General features: G+C 48.3%; 14 protein-coding genes. 10 read left to right on the top strand and 4 right to left on the bottom strand.

The features are described 5' to 3' along the window. Nucleotides 1–434: 434 nt before the first annotated feature. The 3 genes from ompR to MO387_RS06650 all read left to right on the top strand — a co-directional run bounded on the left by ompR (nucleotide 435) and on the right by MO387_RS06650 (nucleotide 4,631). A complete protein-coding gene (gene ompR / locus MO387_RS06640; RefSeq protein WP_006079507.1) occupies nucleotides 435–1,160 on the top strand; it encodes a two-component system response regulator OmpR in 726 nt (241 codons plus the stop codon). 42 nt (nucleotides 1,161–1,202) lie between these two features. Further along, nucleotides 1,203–2,519 (top strand): two-component system sensor histidine kinase EnvZ, encoded by a 1,317-nt coding sequence (envZ, locus tag MO387_RS06645; protein ID WP_107949893.1) that lies wholly within the window; start codon nucleotides 1,203–1,205, stop codon nucleotides 2,517–2,519. A gap of 129 nt (nucleotides 2,520–2,648) precedes the next feature. Beyond that, entirely contained in the window at nucleotides 2,649–4,631 is a 1,983-nt protein-coding gene (locus tag MO387_RS06650) for a methyl-accepting chemotaxis protein (protein WP_107949895.1), read from the top strand. Between the two features lie 77 nt (nucleotides 4,632–4,708). Here MO387_RS06650 and MO387_RS06655 read toward each other — a convergent pair whose 3' ends face one another. Together MO387_RS06655 and MO387_RS06660 are read right to left on the bottom strand one after the other, a co-directional pair. Then, nucleotides 4,709–5,182: a peroxiredoxin gene (locus MO387_RS06655; protein WP_006079504.1), complete on the bottom strand. Its 474-nt coding sequence runs from the start codon at nucleotides 5,180–5,182 to the stop codon at nucleotides 4,709–4,711. Nucleotides 5,183–5,262: 80 nt separating this feature from the next. After that, a complete protein-coding gene (locus MO387_RS06660; RefSeq protein ID WP_107949898.1) occupies nucleotides 5,263–6,219 on the bottom strand; it encodes a choice-of-anchor H family protein in 957 nt (318 codons plus the stop codon). A 358-nt stretch (nucleotides 6,220–6,577) separates the two neighbouring features. Between MO387_RS06660 and MO387_RS06665 the strand changes: the two genes are divergently transcribed. The 4 genes from MO387_RS06665 to MO387_RS06680 all read left to right on the top strand — a co-directional run bounded on the left by MO387_RS06665 (nucleotide 6,578) and on the right by MO387_RS06680 (nucleotide 10,573). Next, a complete protein-coding gene (locus tag MO387_RS06665) occupies nucleotides 6,578–6,868 on the top strand; it encodes a PepSY domain-containing protein (RefSeq protein WP_012588852.1) in 291 nt (96 codons plus the stop codon). Between the two features lie 2 nt (nucleotides 6,869–6,870). Next, nucleotides 6,871–7,566, top strand: coding sequence for a response regulator transcription factor (locus tag MO387_RS06670; RefSeq protein WP_006079500.1), 696 nt, complete (start codon nucleotides 6,871–6,873; stop codon nucleotides 7,564–7,566). Next, nucleotides 7,559–8,923, top strand: a complete 1,365-nt coding sequence (locus tag MO387_RS06675) for an ATP-binding protein (RefSeq protein WP_107949904.1) — start codon at nucleotides 7,559–7,561, stop codon at nucleotides 8,921–8,923. Before MO387_RS06670 ends, MO387_RS06675 begins: the two co-directional genes overlap by 8 nt. Nucleotides 8,924–9,070: 147 nt before the next feature. Beyond that, on the top strand, nucleotides 9,071–10,573 hold the full coding sequence (locus tag MO387_RS06680) for a DUF3300 domain-containing protein (RefSeq protein WP_107949907.1): 1,503 nt from the start codon (nucleotides 9,071–9,073) through the stop codon (nucleotides 10,571–10,573). A 92-nt stretch (nucleotides 10,574–10,665) separates the two neighbouring features. Here MO387_RS06680 and MO387_RS06685 read toward each other — a convergent pair whose 3' ends face one another. Both MO387_RS06685 and MO387_RS06690 read right to left on the bottom strand, forming a co-directional pair. Then, nucleotides 10,666–11,142 carry a cytoplasmic protein gene (locus MO387_RS06685; RefSeq protein ID WP_107949909.1) on the bottom strand — a complete coding sequence of 159 codons (477 nt, stop codon included), beginning with the start codon at nucleotides 11,140–11,142 and terminating at the stop codon, nucleotides 10,666–10,668. A gap of 97 nt (nucleotides 11,143–11,239) precedes the next feature. Then, nucleotides 11,240–14,887 (bottom strand): EAL domain-containing protein, encoded by a 3,648-nt coding sequence (locus MO387_RS06690; RefSeq protein ID WP_107949911.1) that lies wholly within the window; start codon nucleotides 14,885–14,887, stop codon nucleotides 11,240–11,242. A gap of 599 nt (nucleotides 14,888–15,486) precedes the next feature. On the opposite strand from MO387_RS06690, the gene MO387_RS06695 reads away from it, so the two are divergent. From MO387_RS06695 to cyoB, 3 genes are all read left to right on the top strand, one after another. Beyond that, complete coding sequence (locus tag MO387_RS06695; protein ID WP_106649000.1) at nucleotides 15,487–15,876, top strand: hypothetical protein; 390 nt, start codon at nucleotides 15,487–15,489, stop codon at nucleotides 15,874–15,876. 188 nt (nucleotides 15,877–16,064) lie between these two features. Further along, on the top strand, nucleotides 16,065–17,168 hold the full coding sequence (cyoA, locus tag MO387_RS06700) for a ubiquinol oxidase subunit II (protein WP_107949913.1): 1,104 nt from the start codon (nucleotides 16,065–16,067) through the stop codon (nucleotides 17,166–17,168). Nucleotides 17,169–17,170: 2 nt separating this feature from the next. Continuing rightward, nucleotides 17,171–19,150, top strand: coding sequence for a cytochrome o ubiquinol oxidase subunit I (gene cyoB, locus MO387_RS06705; RefSeq protein ID WP_006079491.1), 1,980 nt, complete (start codon nucleotides 17,171–17,173; stop codon nucleotides 19,148–19,150).

Here is a 19,150-nt window from a genome sequence, read left to right on the forward strand (position 1 = left end):
CATGCTTTTCGTCTCCTCTTACTTGTGGTGAATAAGAAGTCTCTTTTAGCATGGGCGTAATTCAGGCTATAGCCTCAAGGAACAATCACCACCGCCAGAGGCGGTGGTTTTGGGATGACAATAAAAATCCTTTTGCCACTCAGCGAGTGGCAACAAAGGATAAATGCGCCAAAAGTTGCTGATGCCCATTTAGTTACAATTTCACCCTTGGCGTGAATAAACGCGAGTATTCCCATGCAATTTCATTTGCTTAGTATTAACATTGGGCAATAAATGTCAGCATTTATCGCATTCAAGCCACTAAGGTGAGCTAGTCGCCTAGGTTGAATGCGGCTATATTAGGCAGATTCGTTTTCAATTTCAGTCAGTTGGTTAATCTTAACTGTTTCTCGTCAGTAGAATAAGCACCAATCTGAGCAATTAAAGGACATCCCATGGGACAAGAAACCTCGAAAATCCTCGTCGTCGATGATGATATGCGCCTACGAGCGTTACTCGAGCGTTACCTGATGGAGCAAGGTTATCAGGTGCGCAGCGCGGCCAATGCCGAGCAGATGGACCGCCTATTAGAACGCGAAAACTTCCATCTACTCGTGCTCGACTTGATGTTACCCGGTGAAGATGGCCTATCTATCTGCCGCCGTTTGCGCCAGCAAGGTAATCCTATTCCTATCGTGATGCTGACGGCCAAGGGCGATGAAGTCGACCGTATTATTGGCCTAGAGTTAGGCGCCGACGATTATCTGCCAAAACCTTTTAATCCACGGGAATTGCTCGCACGGATCAAAGCCGTGATGCGTCGCCAAACCCAAGATGTGCCCGGTGCGCCCGCCCAGCAGGAAGCGCAGATCAGCTTCGGTGAGTTTTCGCTGGATTTAGCCACCCGTGAGATGTACCACGGCGACGAATCGATTGCGCTCACCAGCGGTGAGTTTGCCGTGCTTAAAGTGCTCGTTACCCATCCACGCGAGCCCTTGTCTCGGGATAAATTGATGAACCTCGCCCGTGGCCGCGATTATTCGGCGCTAGAACGCTCCATCGACGTGCAAGTGTCACGTCTGCGGCGTTTAATCGAAAAAGACCCTGCGAATCCGCGCTACATTCAAACTGTGTGGGGATTAGGTTATGTGTTTGTGCCCGATGGCGCAGCGCGTCGATGAGCCGCGTTGCCATCTTAATCTGCTGCAGTTATTGAGCCCCCGATGAAACCTAAGTTTTGGTGGCGGTTTGTGCCTCGCAGCGCGTTTAGCCAAACCGTGATGCTGATTGGTTGTCTATTACTGATCAATCAGCTGGTGTCTTACGTCACGGTTGCCGTCTATGTGCTTAAGCCAAGCTACCAACAAATCAATCAGTTAATTGCTCGCCAAGTCAAATTACTGTTTGTCGATGGCATAGATATTGGCCGTGAGCACTTAACCATAGTCGACGCCCTCAATGCCAAAGTCCACGACGATGGCATGAAGATCTACAATCAACAGCAAGCGCGCGAAGCCGGTATTGAGCAAGCGACTTACTATGGTTTCTGGTCGGCGCAGATGTCGGAATATCTCGGCGGCGACGCCGAAGTGCGTGTCACCCACGGCAGCGTATTGCAGATTTGGATCCGTCCGCCACAGGCGCCCTCGATTTGGATAAAAGTGCCGCTAATTGGCCAAAATGTTTCAGACCTTTCGCCGCTCACCCTCTATTTAATGGTCATTGGTGCCCTCAGCGTCGCTGGGGGTTGGTGGTTTGCCCGCCAACAAAACCGCCCACTTAGACGACTACAAAAAGCCGCGATTGCCGTTTCCCGCGGTGAATTCCCCGAGCCCTTGCCGCTGAATGGTTCGAGTGAAATTGTCGAAGTGACTAACGCCTTCAACCAGATGGCGCACAGCATGAAACAACTGGAGCAGGACAGAGCGCTATTGATGGCGGGGATTTCCCACGACTTGCGCACGCCGCTCACCCGTATTCGGCTCGCTTCTGAGATGATGGTTGAAGAAGATCAATATCTTAAAGATGGCATAGTCAATGATATCGAAGATATGGACGCCATCATCAGCCAGTTTATTGCGTATATTCGCCAAGATCAGGAAACCAGCCGTGAGCTAGGCCAAATCAATAAACTCATTCAAGATGTCGCTCAAGCAGAGGCCAATCGCGCCGGCGAAATTGAAGTGGTGTTAACTGACTGCCCAGAAGCTCAATTCCAAGCGATTGCCATAAAGCGGGTACTGAGTAACTTAGTCGAAAATGCTTTTCGCTATGGTTCTGGCTGGATCCGCATTAGCTCGCAGTTCGATGGCAAACGTATCGGTTTTAGTGTTGAAGATAATGGCCCAGGAATCGACGAGTCACAAATTACCAAACTATTTCAACCCTTTACCCAAGGTGATATCGCCCGTGGCAGTGTCGGTTCAGGCCTAGGCCTCGCCATCATCAAACGGATTATCGATAGACACCAAGGGCAAGTCACCCTCTCCAACCGCGCCGAAGGCGGTTTAAGGGCCCAAGTGTGGCTGCCGCTGGAATAACGCGAGATCACATATCGGCAAATCAAATGACAACGCTGACATTCATGTTGGTGCTTGTCATATTAGTGTCACGCTAAATTCATAAACTCAGAACAGTTAACTGGCTCTGACAATTATGAAGATTGCAAAATGAAAATTTCAACGCTGTCGCTCTCTGCTTCTGCCCTGTTGTTATTGCTCGCGGGATTATTGGCGGCCGTAGTGCTGTGGAGCAGTGATCAGCGACAAAATATAGAACAGCAAACACTCACACTGCAAAGCATACAAGAAGACTTCCTCGTCGGCGTACGCCGCGATCTCGACGGCTATCTCGCGAGCGGCAACGCTAGCCAACTTGAACAAGCGAAAACTAAACTCAGCGCCATTAAGAACCAGCTTACAGAGCTTAATCTCGCTACCATGGGCGCTACCGATAATGACTTGCAAGCAAGTCTCAGCAGCTTCATTCAAGATTTAGATACCAAGTACCGCGCCGCGGGTAAACTCGCTGGCAATCCTAGGCAACTGCTGGCCCACGCCGAATCTGAAATGCTCGACTATAACCGTCGTCTGGGCAGTTATGCCGATAAAGGCTTAACCACAAATGCGGCGGTCGCCGAACAATATCTGCAATTGAGCCGCGATTTACCTTCCATCGTCTACCAACTTTCCCAGCTAACCGATGGCTACCTCATCGGCAAAAATCAGCAACTCAAGGGCATTTTAGACAGCACCAGCAAAGAGCTCAATACGTGGCACGACGCACTCAGCGCACTGCCGTTAATCGGTGTATATGAGCAGCAAGAAGCCGATGAATTTGCCCTCGGTGCCAGCGAACCGGAACAGGTTGAAGTCGGCGAAAGTGACCGTAGTGAACTGCTGAGTCTCGCCAATCGATACAATAAAGAAGTCGCCAATACCCACCAATTGCTGCAAGCCAACCAAGAGATGCAAGACCAACTCATTCAAGCGATTAGCAATGTGGAACAACAACTTATTGGCTTAGGTGAGGCTCAGGCAGCGAAGAATCAGCAGCTGAAATATGAGCTACAGCTGATCCTCTACACTATGGTTTCAATCATGGCCTTGTTTGCTATAGGTTATTTAATCCTGCAGCAAAATCGCGTCGTCAAACCACTAAAACGCCTCAACCAAGCCTTTATGAAACTAAGCGAATCGAACAGCCGCGAGCGTTTAGACATTAATCGGCGCTGCGAGACGGGCCAAATCGCAGGTCATTTCAACCAGTTGCTGCAAAGGTTTGAACAGGAAGACGAGGCACAACGCCAGCAAATCACTAAGGTTTCTCAATCATTAAGCCAACTGGTTGCGCGCATTACTCAGCTATCGCAGCACACAGAGCACACTCAGACGATTGTGGCCGATACGCAAACACAAACCGAACATATCCGCAGCCTCGCCAATGAGGTGAGCCACACTTCGGCACTCGTGGAAGACAGCGCCGCCGAAACCATGCGCCAAATGCAGTCGAGCCAAACTGAAGCCGAGGCCGTACTCAACGCAACTGAGCAGACGCAAACCGCCGTTGGCCTTTGCCATGCTTCCCTCGAAAGTCTGAATAACTCAGTGACGGATGTGTCGAAAATCATTGATGTAATTGGCAATATCGCCGAACAAACTAACTTACTTGCCCTCAATGCCGCCATTGAAGCTGCGCGGGCGGGAGAGCAAGGTCGCGGCTTTGCCGTGGTGGCCGATGAAGTGCGAAATTTAAGTCAGCGCACCCAAGTGTCTTTAAACGAAATCGTGAAGATTCTGCAGCAACTGACCCAATCGAATCATGCCCTCAGTGAGAGTGTCGATGGCATAGCACAGGCCACCAGCAGTCAAAAACTGCGTGCTCAGAGCCTATGGCAAGTGGCGCAAACGGTGCAAAACCAAGCGAGCGACATGGCCAATACTGCTAAACAAGGCTCGCTCAATGCCAAGGAGCAAGTCGATTATCTCGATCAATTTGTGCGCACTATGGATAGCTTAAAAGAACAGGCGCAAACCAGTTCACAACAGAGTGAAGTCATTGCCCAAGAAGTGCAGCAGAGCGTCGAAGACATTGAAACCAGTTTAGGCATTGCCGATACTGGTAACTTACCGCCACAGTCGCGGGCCGCTTAACCCACTAAAATACCAATAAAAATGGGAGCCTAAGCTCCCATTTATTTTGATGTCCGATTACGTTCGGACCTTAATCATTACAGTGCAGCTAAAACCACTTCGGCTTTACTGGCTTCAAAAGCCTTTGGCTCTTCAACATTCAGCAGAGTCACTACGCCGTTATCTATGATCATGGCGTAACGTTGTGAACGCACGCCACCAAAACCTGCAGTGTCCATTTCTAAGCCTAAGGCTTTAGTAAAACTGGCATCGCCATCGGCTAGCATCATCAATTCAGAGGCATTTTGCGCTTCGCCCCACGCTTTCATCACGAAGGCATCGTTCACAGCAACACAGGCAATCAAATCCACGCCTTTCGCTTTAAATTGATCGGCTAATACGACATAGCCTGGTAAATGCGCTTCAGAACAGGTCGGAGTAAAAGCACCGGGTACAGCAAACAATACCACTTTTTTACCAGCGAACAGTTCAGTAACTTGGTGATTCACCATGCCATCTTTCGTTAGTTGGCCTAATGTAGCTGCTGGTAATGTTTGACCTTGAGCAATCATATTTATCTCCATTTAGTTAAATTAACCTGACCATACTAGCCCTATTTACCTGAGATAAACACAGAGAGAAAAAAGGGTGATTAGCCGCGAGTACGATTCATCCGCAGCCCAGCACACAAACCGAGGAACAACAGACCCAATACCGATAAGCTACCGCCACTTTCTTCGACGACGATGACATCAGGCTCTCTGTCTCGATCGCTACTTTCCAGTGGCAGTGCATACAAACCATCGGTTTCATCGGCACTAATGGTCGCGACAATGTCGCTGTAACCCACTTCGTACACATCGATTAGCACATCGTAGTGGTCCGTCGCATAACCCGTGTAGAGCGTGGTCAGCACTTCATAATCGTCCTGTGTTGAATCGCCATAAATAGTAAACACGTCCGTGGTGTAGTAATGCACCCAAGGGCCGCCATCACGACTGAGATACAGCTCGGCAAATAAGTCAGCTCTTTCATTAAGATACGCGCCGTTAACATCGACGTCGAAGGTCACGCTAAAGGTTTGATAGAACCCATCGTAGTCAAAGTCTTCGAACAAACGACTGCTGGCATCAAAAATCGAAAAGCTGTGATACACAGGGGCGCGGTAGGGATCTTCACTAGTCGCGCTCGAACTCGGCATGCCTTGGCTCGCATGTTTAGCAGTCACTTGCTCACGCGTCATCGGCGATGCGCCCATTAGTTGCACGCGGTTTGCCGTCGGTGCTTTAGACGATAACGCGGGCGCCAAGGATTTAACGGCTGCAGCAGCGGCTTCAGTGACATTTTTTGCGGGCGCAGCTTGTTGTAACAGGGCTAAAGCTTGCTGTTCCTGCTCGGCTGCTTGCTCGCTGTTTTCAGCTTTTTTGGCAATGCCGACACTGGCCGCAGTAAATGGCGTTAAGCTTTGCGATGATTCCAGTTCGCGGGGCTGAGCGCTGACGGCAGCGGACGCTAAAAACAGCGCGGCAATGGCCGTCGCTTTAACGAAATGGGTGTTAACCTGACTGTTAACTGTGGCTGCCATACCTTGTTTATTGAGTGTGTTCATCTTGAATACCCCATGGATAACCCGTTCAAATTGGAGCCATTAAAGTGCAATGAAGGTGAACATAAGCTGAACATCAACATTTAGTGTTCTTAACGCGACAATACGTTCAGCCTTAGTTCATCTGGATTAGCCGACACTAGGGCATATTGAATGCGAGCATAGGAATAGAATCGCTGACAGAGCTTCAGTTCTGTCACGAATAACAAAATGACTACCAAAGTTAATTTTGATGGAATTGTGCCAACCAATTGGCTGATCTCTATGTGTTTGTTAAGGTGATGAGGTATTCTTAGTCGACTCGATAAGTTATCCATCTCACCCATTAGCTTAAGATCGCCGAACATTGCGGGTACCAGATATGAAACTTGGTTTGACATTGGCCCTAATCGCTTGCTTATTGGCCTCCTTTGGCAGCATGGCAGGCAATGATAGACAGAATGATCGCAACCAAGGTGCGAAGAATGAGCAGCGCCGTCTGGCGGTCAATAGCCCAGATCAAGCTGTAGCTATGGTGCAACGCCAATATCAAGGCAAGGTACTGAGCGTGCAATCCAGCGGCTCAGGGTATCGGGTTAAGCTCCTCAATAATGACGGCCAAGTGTTTTCAGTCTCAGTGGATGCCGCAACTGGCCGAGTGTCGAGGAATTAACTATGCGATTGTTATTGGTTGAAGATGATTTAGAACTGCAGGCTAACTTAAAACAACATCTGCTCGATGCCCATTACAGTATCGATGTGGCGAGCGATGGTGAAGAAGGCTTATTTCAAGCACTCGAATACAACTATGATGCGGCGATAATCGATGTTGGTTTGCCTAAACTCGATGGTATCGCGCTTATCCGCAGCGTGCGCGAACAGGAACGCGACTTCCCAATCCTGATTTTAACCGCGAGGGACAGTTGGCAAGATAAGGTGGAAGGACTCGACGCTGGTGCCGACGACTACCTGACGAAACCTTTTCATCCCCAAGAACTGGTCGCGCGGCTAAAAGCCCTGATCCGTCGCTCTGCTGGCAAGGCCAGCCCTTTGATTTATAACGGTCCCTTTAGCCTAAATACCAGCAGCTTAGAAGTGCGTAAAGGCGAAGAACTGGTTAACCTCAGCGGCTCTGAATACAAGTTATTCGAATTTTTTATGCTGCATCAGGGTGAAGTGAAATCCAAAACCGTCCTCACAGAGCACATCTACGATCAGGATTTTGATTTAGATTCTAACGTCATCGAAGTCTTTATCCGCAGGTTACGCAAAAAGCTCGACCCTGATAATCAATACAACCTGATTGAAACCCTGCGCGGCCAAGGTTATCGCCTAAAAGCGTTAACGCCCGAGCCAACTGCCGATGAGTAAACGCGCCATGGCGTGGCAAGTATTGAACTCCCTTAAAGCGCGCTTAGTGATTAGCGCGCTATTGTTTATCTTAGTGTTATTACCTTTGATCGGCGTTGCCTTAAACGATGCCTTTACCGAACAAGTTAAAAGCGCGACCAAAAATGAACTCAGCGCCTATGTCTATTCGATACTCGCGGTGACTGAAGTCGAGAATAAACAAATCTCTATCCCAGAATTAGTACTCGAAAATCGTTTTAACCTCATTCAATCAGGGCTGTATGCCATTGCGACCACTGAAGATGCCAGCGGCAAACAAACGATCGTGTGGCACTCGCAATCTTTTATGGGCATGGTGCCACCGCCGCATTTTACCATCCCAGCAACGGGTCAAAGTGCCTTTGAGCAAATCGAGCTCGCCGAACAACCCCATTTGATTTATAGCTTTAGCGTCAGTTTTGCCAGCCAAAATCAAAACGTGCCAGTGACGATTCACATCATTAAGGACGAGCGCGAATTTCAGCAGCAAATCGATCAATTTAATCAACAGCTTTGGACTTGGCTGCTAATCTTAATGTTCGTCATGCTGGTGTTCCAACTGAGCTGGCTAGTGTGGACGCTGCGGCCATTGGCGCGCTTTACCCAAGAATTACATTCCGTCGAGCAAGGTAAGTCGATGCAGCTAAGTAGTCAGTACCCCACTGAATTACAAGCGGTTGCGCGGCAGCTCAATATTTTGCTCAATACCGAGCAAACCCAACGCAAACGCTACCGTAATGCCTTGGCCGATCTTGCTCACAGCCTCAAAACACCGCTGGCGGTGATCAAGAGTCAGGCCGACTTAAGCGAAGCCTCCAGCGAGCAAGTGTCGGTGATCAGCCGCATTATTGGCCACCAGCTAAAACGTGCCCAAACCGCAGCGGCGGCCTCGTGGCATTTAGGCATTCGCGTCGATGAAGTCGCCGCTAAGTTATTACGCACCTTAGCTAAAATTTATCGTGAGCCGCAAATCAATCTCAGCGGCGAGATGGCAGACGCAGCAGTATTCAAAGGTGATGAAGCGGATCTCACGGAAATTCTCGGTAACGTGCTCGACAACGCCTGCAAAGCGGCAAAGTCCACAGTTAAATTAACCGTGACCGGCGATGCCTATCAACTGCTTATCTGCATCGAAGATGATGGGCCTGGGATCAGTGAAGCGCTGCAAAATCAAATCTTTGAACGCGGCATTCGCGCCGACTCCTATCATCAGGGTAATGGTATTGGGCTTGCGATCGTGCGCGATTTAGTCGACAGCTATAACGGCAGAATTTCAGTCTCACGTTCAGAAACCTTGGGCGGCGCCAAGTTCAGCATTAGTTTCGTACATTCTATTTAACCATTAATTTCAATATCATAAATTTAAACCCCCTCCTACATTGCGGTTAAACATAACTTTTTAACCGCAAAATGCTTTCAGCTTATGTTCATATTCAAGCGCCTATGATGCCCATAACATCCTCGAACAGGATTATTGGAGCAAACCATGAACAGACAACATCGATGGAATTGGCTAGTGTTAACGGCAGCATTAGCAGCCTTGCCTTTCACTACTACAGCACAAGCTGCGGGCGTATCTGTGAGCCAAGGCTCGAGCACTGCGGCAAGCCAAGCCGAACTCGAACAAATGCTGGCGCCTATTGCCCTGTATCCCGATAGTTTATTGACCCACATACTTATTGCCTCAACTTATCCACTCGAAATCGTGCAGGCACAGCGTTGGTTAACCCAGCGCCCCAAATCATCGGTCGATCAACTGATGTCGCAGGCCGAAGATCAAGACTGGGACCCGAGCGTCAAAGCTTTGCTGGCCTTTCCGACGCTGCTGCAAAAAATGAGTGAAGATCTCGACTGGACTCAAAGACTCGGTGAAGCCTTCTTAGAAGATGAAGGCCAAGTGATGAACAGCATTCAATCCCTAAGACAGCAGGCTGATAAAGCGAACAGCTTAGCAGACATGGATAACATGGCGATCACCCGCGCCAACAATCAGATCATCATAGAACCCGTTAAGCGAGAAATCGTCTACGTGCCCTATTACGATCCGCGTGTAGTTTATGGCACATGGCGCTGGGGTGTGGCTTATCCACCGGTTTATTGGGAATTTGGCGGCTATGCTGGCTATCCCTATCGTCCAAGCCATAATCATTTCTACTGGTCACCGGGCATCCATATTTCCTTTAATTACTTCTTCAGTTCATTCCACTGGCACAACCATAAAGTGGTCGTGATCGACTATCGCCATTCACACCGCTATCGCCCACGTGAAAGATACACTGTCAGCTATGGTGCCCAGCCTTGGAAACATAAACCCGAACATAGACGCGGCGTGAGTTACCACAACCCCGTCGTGAAGCAACGCTATTACAACGAAAATAAGTATCGCGGTAGAGATTCATACTCTAGCAGCAGCAAGCAACACTTCAATAGCCAATATTCGAAGTCAAAAGAACGCCAAGATACCCATAGCAATCAAGGTAATATGAGTAATCAGGGTCATAAGAGTCGTGACAGTAAGGACTATCATAGCGCCAGTCGTGAACGTGATAACCGCGCACCGAGTTATCAAAAAACGCAGGCCGAGTTAAAGGAACGTCGCACCGCGGCTATGGTACAAACGCCGACTCACAAGGATCGCAATGACGCGCAATCGAGACCCGTGCAGTCAAAGCCAATGCCATCGAGGGAGCCGCAGCAAAGGCAATATCAAACTCGGGAGTCACAGCCGCGTACTGTCGATCAACAAAGGACGCAGCCACAAAGGCAAGAAAACCCAAGAACTGTGACCCCAAGAGTTGAAACGCCACGACCTGAGACAAGACGCGCAGAACCGCAACGTATTGAACAACCAAGACAAGCAGCGCCAAGACAACGCGAAGACGTGAGAGTGAGACAAAGTGAGCCCCGCCAAAATGCGCAAACCGCTCGCTCGGTAGAACATAACCAAGGTCGCTCAACTCAAAGCCAAGAACGCCGTCATAGGGAATGATCCCGCTATGGCCGCAGTAACACAAAGAGCGCAGTTAACTGCGCTCTTTTTTTTTAAATCAGTTGTTGTTAAATGGCTTATTTTTAAACCGCTTAAAACTTCAAGGTCAGGGACTGACCTTCACCCATTCCCTGCCACTCAATACTCAACTCCATAATCTCATTAAGAATATGCTCAAAGTCCGATTGGCTAACGGTTGGAACGGCTAAGTCTCGGCTGTTGCAGGCTTGCTCTAACAGATAAATAAAGCCGTCATAGGTTGGCGTTTCACCCGACCAGAGTAGTGACTGCAAGGTCTCGACTATGGATTCGGTTTGCCACACTTCCGTTTTATCTGCGATGGCGCGGGAGGTTTCATTATGTTCCAAGGCGAAGCTGATATCGGCGCCAGCTCTGACCAGCGAGAAGAAAGCACCTTGAATATGCAGACGTTTTTCAACCACATAATGGATCATATCGTGGGGAGCAATGCCTTGTTCCGGCATTTGGGTTTGGGTCGCACTACCGTCCATGCGCACGCAGCGCAACTGACCATAACGCTGGGTTCCTTTGGTGAAGATGACTTGCATAAAACCATCCTTAGTATTTCGATTAACGCATACATAATGCGAACTCAAGTATAGTCCAACTCTGCGCCAGCATTAGAAAAACAGCAACACTCTGCCGTTATAAATTACGCTGGATAAAGCGGAAACACTCTTCTGCCGCTAAGGGTTTACTAAAGTAAAACCCTTGCACTAAGTCGCACCCCATGCTCGACAATAATACCAATTGCGCCTCGTTTTCAACCCCTTCGGCCACCACAGTTAACCCCAACTCATGGGACATAGAAATGGTCGCAGCACTGATAGCGGCATCGTTCGGATCGCTTTCAATATCCTTCACAAAGGAGCGGTCGAGCTTCAATCTGTCTAAGGGCAAGAGTTTCAAATAGGATAACGAGGAATAACCCGTGCCGAAATCATCAATCGCAAGTTCGATACCATGCTGGCGCAATTCCGCTAACAGGCGCGCATTCTGCTCAGGATATTGCATCGCCACACTCTCGGTGATTTCGAGCTCCAATGCTCCTTTGCCCAACTTATGCTTTAAAAGCACATTGGTGATATCGGCGACAATGCTATCTTTGCGGAGTTGATGCGCCGACAGATTCACCGCCATTCGCAGCTCGGTCGCACCCGCAGCGCGCCAAGCGGCAAGCTGCGCCATGGCGGTTTCTAACACCCATTGGCCGATAGGAATGATCATGTCGATCTCTTCGGCGATGGGAATAAAGCGGTCTGGCGCTACCATGCCAAATTCAGGATGTTGCCAGCGAACTAAAGCTTCGACACTGACCACTTGCCCAGTGCGGATATCAATTTGTGGCTGATAATGCAGTCGTAATTCATCGTTAGCGAGCACTTGCCTCAGGCCAGTTTCAATTTGCTGGCGCTCAGTGATCAAGGTATTCATCGCCGCAGTAAAGAATTGATAGTTATTGCGCCCCGCCGATTTGGCGCGATACATGGCCATATCGGCGTTTTTCATCAGGGCTTCAACACTGTCACCATCGGTCGGGAATAAACTGATGCCTATACTTGGCGATGAATGTAATGCTTGATTGTTAATAACATAGGTTTGACTTAAACCACTGCGCAGCGCTTCGGCTAAACTGGCCACCTCATCATGGTTCGTATTAGATAAGGCAACCACAAACTCATCGCCACCTAGACGTGCCACAGTGTCAGTATCACCAACGATGTTTTTCAAACGCCGCGCAACTTCTAACAAGAGTTGATCGCCCACATGATGGCCCAAGGTGTCGTTGATATTTTTAAAGTGGTCCATGTCGATAAACATCACGGCAATTTGGCTGTCGGATGCCAGCGCCTCCCTGAAAACCACTTCGAGGCGCGACTGTAAGCTGAGTCGATTAGGCAGTAGCGTCAAAGAATCATGGTGGGCGAGGAAATGAATCCGTTCTTCACTGACTTTACGCTCGCTGATATCGGTAAAGCTGCCGATGTAATGGCTCACGGCACCTGCATCATCACGCACCACAGACATCATCAACCATTTGGGGAAATCGTAACCATGCTTATGTCTGTCCCAAACTTCGCCTTGCCAGAATCCCGTTTGTTCTAGGGCGGCACGCACTTGAGGGTCGATATTTTTGTCGGTACGCTCGGCCTCTAAAAAGCGGCAGTTTTTACCAATAATTTCTTCTCGGGAATAACCGGTTATCTGAGAAAACGCACTATTTACATCCACAATAATGTCGTTGGCATCCATGATAGTGATGCCTTCACCACTCTGCTGGAACACCTGCGCCAATAGATTTACCCGCGCAACGGTGCGCTCCTGCTCGGTAATATCTTCAACGATAAAGAGAATAAGCTGCTCACCATCGGCACCTGTGACTAACGCACCGTTCAGACGCACTGCCACTAATTGACCATTCTTATTCAAATAATGCTTCTGATAGGGGCCATAACGACGGGTTTGCTTTAGGCGTTCTAATTGCTCAGTTTCACTTAATTGATAACGCTTTGGCGTGAGATCCCAAGGGTCGAGCTGATTTAACTCATCGAGTGAGTAACCCGTCATGGCTTCGAATGCGGGGTTAATCGCCACAAACTGACCATCATCTAAACGTTTAAGCACATGTCCCACGGGCGCCTTATCAAACAAGTTACGATATCTTTGTTCGCTTTGTACCAAGGTAGCCTGAAAAGCCTGACGACGGGCAATTTCCTTCGACAAGGCCATGGTTTTTTCAGTCACTTTCTCGGCAATACGTTGGCGCTCGCCGGAGGAAACCAGCGTCATACCGCCCACAACAGCACAAGTGATAAAGGCGAGGAGCAGCATAAGTAGCGATAAGCTAAAAGTATCGCCCATCAGCACAGCATAGGATTGATAAATCACTATGTGCCAATGACGATCTGCAAGCAGCAGGTTTGCTTGAAAATACTGGCCGGTTTTATCGCTAAATAGCTTACTGCTAAACGCGGGAAACGACTTCTGGGTATTGCTGTAAAGCAATGCACTGCCCGCACTCATGTCAGAGAGTTTCCACTGCAATCCCTTTACGCTCTCAACATCATTAATAATGCTTTGCAAATCAATCACAGCTGAACAAAATCCTGAGATTTTACCTAGCCGATCGAACGAGGGCGCAATGAGTAAAGTACCACCTGGGCCATTGGGATCCTGTGCTAATTGGATCTTCGCCGTCATCACAGGCGCTAAGGTCGCGCGCACTTTAGCAATGGCAGCGGCTCGTATTGGTTCACTATTGAGATCTAATCCCAATGCCGCTTCATTACCTATGAGTGGCTGAATATACATCACTGGCACTAACCAGCCATCGGCATTAGCTTGCCAGCCTTGAGGCCGCGTGACTTTGTAGGGAGCGCCAATAGCTGAGCGGGTCGATGCCTCAAAACTGGGTAGATCGGCGGCCGCCACTAACGGCGACCAAGACCAAGCTCTAAAGCCATCCTTCATCAACATATTGCGTTTGCCAAACTGTACAAACTCATCCTCAGAAACCTGCTCGCTATTATCGAACAAGCTTGCTAAGGCAACGATTTGCTGCAGGTTAGCATCTTGAAAACTTTCAATATTGCTAATCACGGCATTGGATTGGATCTGAAACTTATCCTGCAACTGTTGGCGCTGGTTCATATCCGAGTAGTAATAAATCCCCACGCAGAATAAAAAGCCCACCAGCAGGGGAACACCCGTCTGAATGCGGCGAGCACGCCAGATAGTCCGCTTATCAAATAGCAACATAGTCAAAGGGATAAAGATCACTGCGCCGAGCAAATCCCCCGTCCACCAATTCACTAAACTTCCCAGTAAATCAGATGGTGGAATCGTACCGTTGATAACTAAGGCACTGTTGCCAAAAACGGTCGCCACAATACAAGTTAAGGCTAAGCTCAAGCAGGATTTAATAACGGTATTAGGATTATCTAAGGTGAATAAATGATCGACTCGGCCAAGAACATGGGCTGAAAGCACAGCCTGTATACAAGACCCAATCGAAATAGCAAAGGGTAACCAGCCCCAATGGATATGCCCGCCAATATTGATGTTAATCAGCAGCGAACCGATAAACACGCCAACCCAAGGGACATACTCTTTCCATAGGATACATGCGGCAATAGCAATCCCTGCAGCAGGCCAAATCGCCGCAGAATATCCAGGCGGCAAAGCAATCATCAAGCCTAATTTACCTACAATTATGTAAGCTAAGGCGATGAAAATGTTTACCTTAAGGTATGGAATAAATGACTTTATGTGTAGTCCTTCAAGCTGGCACATCTAAATGTTAACAAGTATCATGCACTAGTCACTCGATCAATCTCAAGCAGATATCAAGGTTGTGGTGAAATCACAGCTTAATAATCGCTTTATCTAATGTAAATAGCGTAAATGACTGACACTGTCACTGTTTTAACTTGATGTTTTTATTTGATATGCCCATCTCAAATCCGCTTAACCAAACTTAACTCGCATCAAAAATCAGCATGCAACAATGTGCGGCGAGCAAGGGTAAATAGCAGTGTCATTCGTATCCGATAAAAGCGACTGTTGGCTAAAACCCACATGCTCATGGGGGGATCAATCCACGCCATACCGTCGCCAATACATCAACTTTAGCCAAAACGAATAAATGAAGCGCCTCACACATTCCCAATTTATGAGAACCAAATCAGTTAAATTTAAGTTAATTTTGTAAATTTATTGATTTTATTTGGTTTTAATTAAGGTTTTTTTAATGCTTAACGTCTTTTCGCACGGGGATCCGCTTTCAATCAATAGCCGCTTCTTGGTATCCTCCTGCCGCATAAAAAAGTTGCATGCTGAATATTTTTTGTTCTGCCAACTGACTCCCTTTCCCGTTCAACCGGACCCGTTAATTGAAATTAGCTCTTAGCCAATTCATTGCTGAAAGATTGAACCTGATTATTCGGTTTTCAACCTTTAGCATGACAAACCTAACCCTGTTTTTCGGGTTATTGTTTGTGCTGCCTGTAGCTGACGTTTTATACGTATTAATCGGCGGTTGTGTTGATATTAGTGAACTCATCAGCCTCAGCAATGGCTTTTTAGTCGAGTTTATCGGCGCCAGTCTGCTCAGCCTGTTATTGCTCAACCCCCTCGTTATTCTGCAGTTATGGCATTTAATCGACTGCTGCTTCAAATTTTTCAATAATCTCGATTTAACTAACGCTTCACTTTTTTTAGCACCCCCAAGGCTAAAATCCCTCGAATATACCGCCCACGGTTGTCGCGCCCCACCATTTTAACCCTCTGTTTTTAAATTCAAATTAAGCATTAAGCGCTGAAAGCGGATCTTCGATTTCGTCGGGATGGCTGCACATTGTTGTGTCATGTCTCTTGGATTTCAGGATTTGCGCTCAGATAACGCCGCTTAGTGCGACTGCCGGTTCACGCTTGGCAGAGTTGTAAACCTTAGGGTTAGAGGAATCTTCCTTTGTTAATTCGAAAATTAAGTAAAGCGGCAATCGCGGCAGTAGCACTCATGCTCGCGGGTTGTGATGGCGGTGTGTTGGACCCTAAGGGCCAAATCGGTATCGATGAAAAACACCTGATTATCGTCGCCACCCTACTCATGCTCATTGTTGTTATCCCTGTGATTGCCATGACATTGTACTTCGCGTGGAAATATCGCGATGGCCGTGATCAAGAAATCTATGCGCCTAAATGGGCACACTCAACAGCGATTGAAACCGTAGTGTGGATAGTGCCGATTGTGATCGTAATAGTGCTAGGTGTGATCACTTGGGGTTCGACCCATGATCTTGATCCATATAAGCCTTTAGTGCACGAAGCGAAACCCGTCACGGTTGAAGTGGTGTCGCTGGACTGGAAATGGTTATTCATTTACCCAGAACAAGGCGTGGCATCGGTCAATGAGTTGGCGTTCCCTGCCAATGTGCCAGTGAACTTTAAGATCACCTCTGACACTGCGATGAACTCCTTCTTCATCCCGCAGTTAGGCAGCCAGATTTACTCTATGGCGGGCATGACTACTAAATTGCATTTGATCGCTAACGAGCCAGGCACCTTCGACGGTATCTCGGCTAACTACAGCGGCGCCGGATTTGCGGGCATGAAGTTTAAAGCGATTGCCACTCAAACACCTGCCGACTTCGATGCATGGGTGGCCAAGTTAAAACAACAGGGTAAGACTTTGGACTCAGCGGCCTACGCCACACTGGCTAAACCGAGTGAATACAATCCGGTTGAATACTTTGGCTCAGTGAGCAAAGGGATGTTTGACCAAATCGTGATGCAGTACATGCACATGGACTCACATGACGGCATGAAAGGTCACGAAGGAATGGAAATGCACGCAGGCATGGAACACATGGGCACTGAGCACACATCTGACATGGCAGACATGAAAGGTATGCACGACATGGCCCATATGGCAGGCGAGCACGCGATGGAAAATACACAGAACATGGCCGACATGGATAGCTCAACACCTTCTGTACCGTCATCAACACAGGACTCATCCACAGAACCTTTATCCTTAGAGCACTCATCCACTCAAAAAGTGGAGGCGGAGTAATCATGTCATTTCTCGGTAAATTAAGCTTAGATGCGATTCCGTATCACGAGCCTATCATCATGGTGACCTTAGCGGTCGTCGCAGTGGTAGGTTTGTATATCGCAGCCTTGATCACTAAACACAAAAAATGGAGCGTACTTTGGAACGACTGGTTAACCTCAGTTGACCATAAACGCCTCGGTATCATGTACATAGTGTTAGCTTTGGTGATGCTCATTCGTGGCTTCTCCGATGCCATTATGATGCGTACCCAGCAAGCACTTGCCACCAACGGCGCCGCAGGTTATCTGCCGCCTGAACATTACGACCAAATCTTCACCGCCCACGGCGTGATCATGATTATCTTTATGGCGATGCCATTTATGATAGGTCTGATGAACTTAGTGTTGCCGCTGCAAATTGGTGCCCGCGACGTTGCCTTCCCATTCTTGAACAACCTCAGCTTCTGGCTTACCGCCTCTGGCGCTGTGTTGATCAATATTTCATTGGGTTTAGGTGAATTTGCTAAGACAGGTTGGGTGGCGTATCCACCACTCTCAGAGCTGGCTTACAGTCCGGGGGTTGGGGTCGATTACTATATCTGGGCACTGCAGATTTCGGGCATAGGGACGACCTTAACCGGAGTGAACTTTATCGCCACCGTGCTGAAGATGCGTGCCCCAGGCATGAAGCTGATGCAAATGCCAATCTTCACTTGGACTTGTACGTGGGCGAACATATTGATCGTCGCGTCATTCCCAATCTTAACCGCTGTGTTAGCCTTGCTGACACTCGACCGTTACATGGATTTCCACTTCTTCACCAATGACGGTGGCGGTAACGCCATGATGTATATCAACCTGTTTTGGGCGTGGGGACATCCTGAAGTTTACATCCTGATTTTGCCTGCTTTTGGTATTTTCTCCGATGTGATCTCAACCTTTACCTCTAAACGTCTGTTCGGTTACACCTCTATGGTGTGGGCGAGTGGTGCGATTTCAATTTTAGGTTTCATCGTTTGGTTACACCACTTCTTCACCATGGGCTCAAGTGCCAACGTCAACGCCTTCTTCGGGGTGATGACTATGGTGATTGCGGTTCCAACCGGGGTAAAACTGTTTAACTGGTTGTTCACTATCTACCGTGGCCGCCTACGTTTAACGGTACCTGTGTTGTGGACACTAGGCTTTATGGTGACTTTCACCATAGGCGGTATGACAGGTGTGTTATTAGCCTTACCGGGTGCCGACTACGTCTTACATAACAGTTTGTTTTTAATCGCGCATTTCCATAACACTATTATTGGTGGTGCGGTATTTGGTTACTTAGCAGGTTTTGCTTACTGGTTCCCGAAAGCGACAGGTTTCCACTTGAATGAGCGTTTAGGTAAAGCGTCATTCTGGTGCTGGCAAATCGGTTTCTATGTGGCCTTTATGCCGCTGTACGTACTGGGCTTTATGGGTATGACACGCCGTATCAACCACATTGATAACCCAGCGTGGAACGTGTGGATTTACTTAGCCGCCGTGGGTGCTTGCATCATCATGGTCGGTATCATTCTGCAGTTTATCCAACTGTACGTGAGTATCCGTGACCGCGACCAAAACCGCGACACCACGGGCGATCCATGGAATGGCCATACTTTAGAGTGGTCAACCGCTTCTCCACCACAGTTCTATAACTTCGCTAAGCTGCCACAGGTTGCTGATATCGATGCCTTTACCGATGCGAAAGAAAAAGGCGTGGCTTATCAACGTCAAAAACACTACCAAGCTATCCATATGCCGAAAAATACCCCAAGCGGTATCTTAATGGCGCTGGGGATCACTGCCGCTGGTTTTGCCGCTATTTGGCACATCCTGTGGTTAGCCATTGTGGGCTTAGTGGGCGCTTTCGTGGTGTTCCTGTTCCGTGCTTATAACAATGACGTCGACTATTACGTGCAACCCGATGAAGTGGCTCGCATTGAAAATGCCCACTTAAACAATGTAGTAAGGGGCTGA

Source organism: Shewanella sp. N2AIL (genome assembly GCF_022690845.1).
Lineage (GTDB): Bacteria > Pseudomonadota > Gammaproteobacteria > Enterobacterales > Shewanellaceae > Shewanella > Shewanella baltica.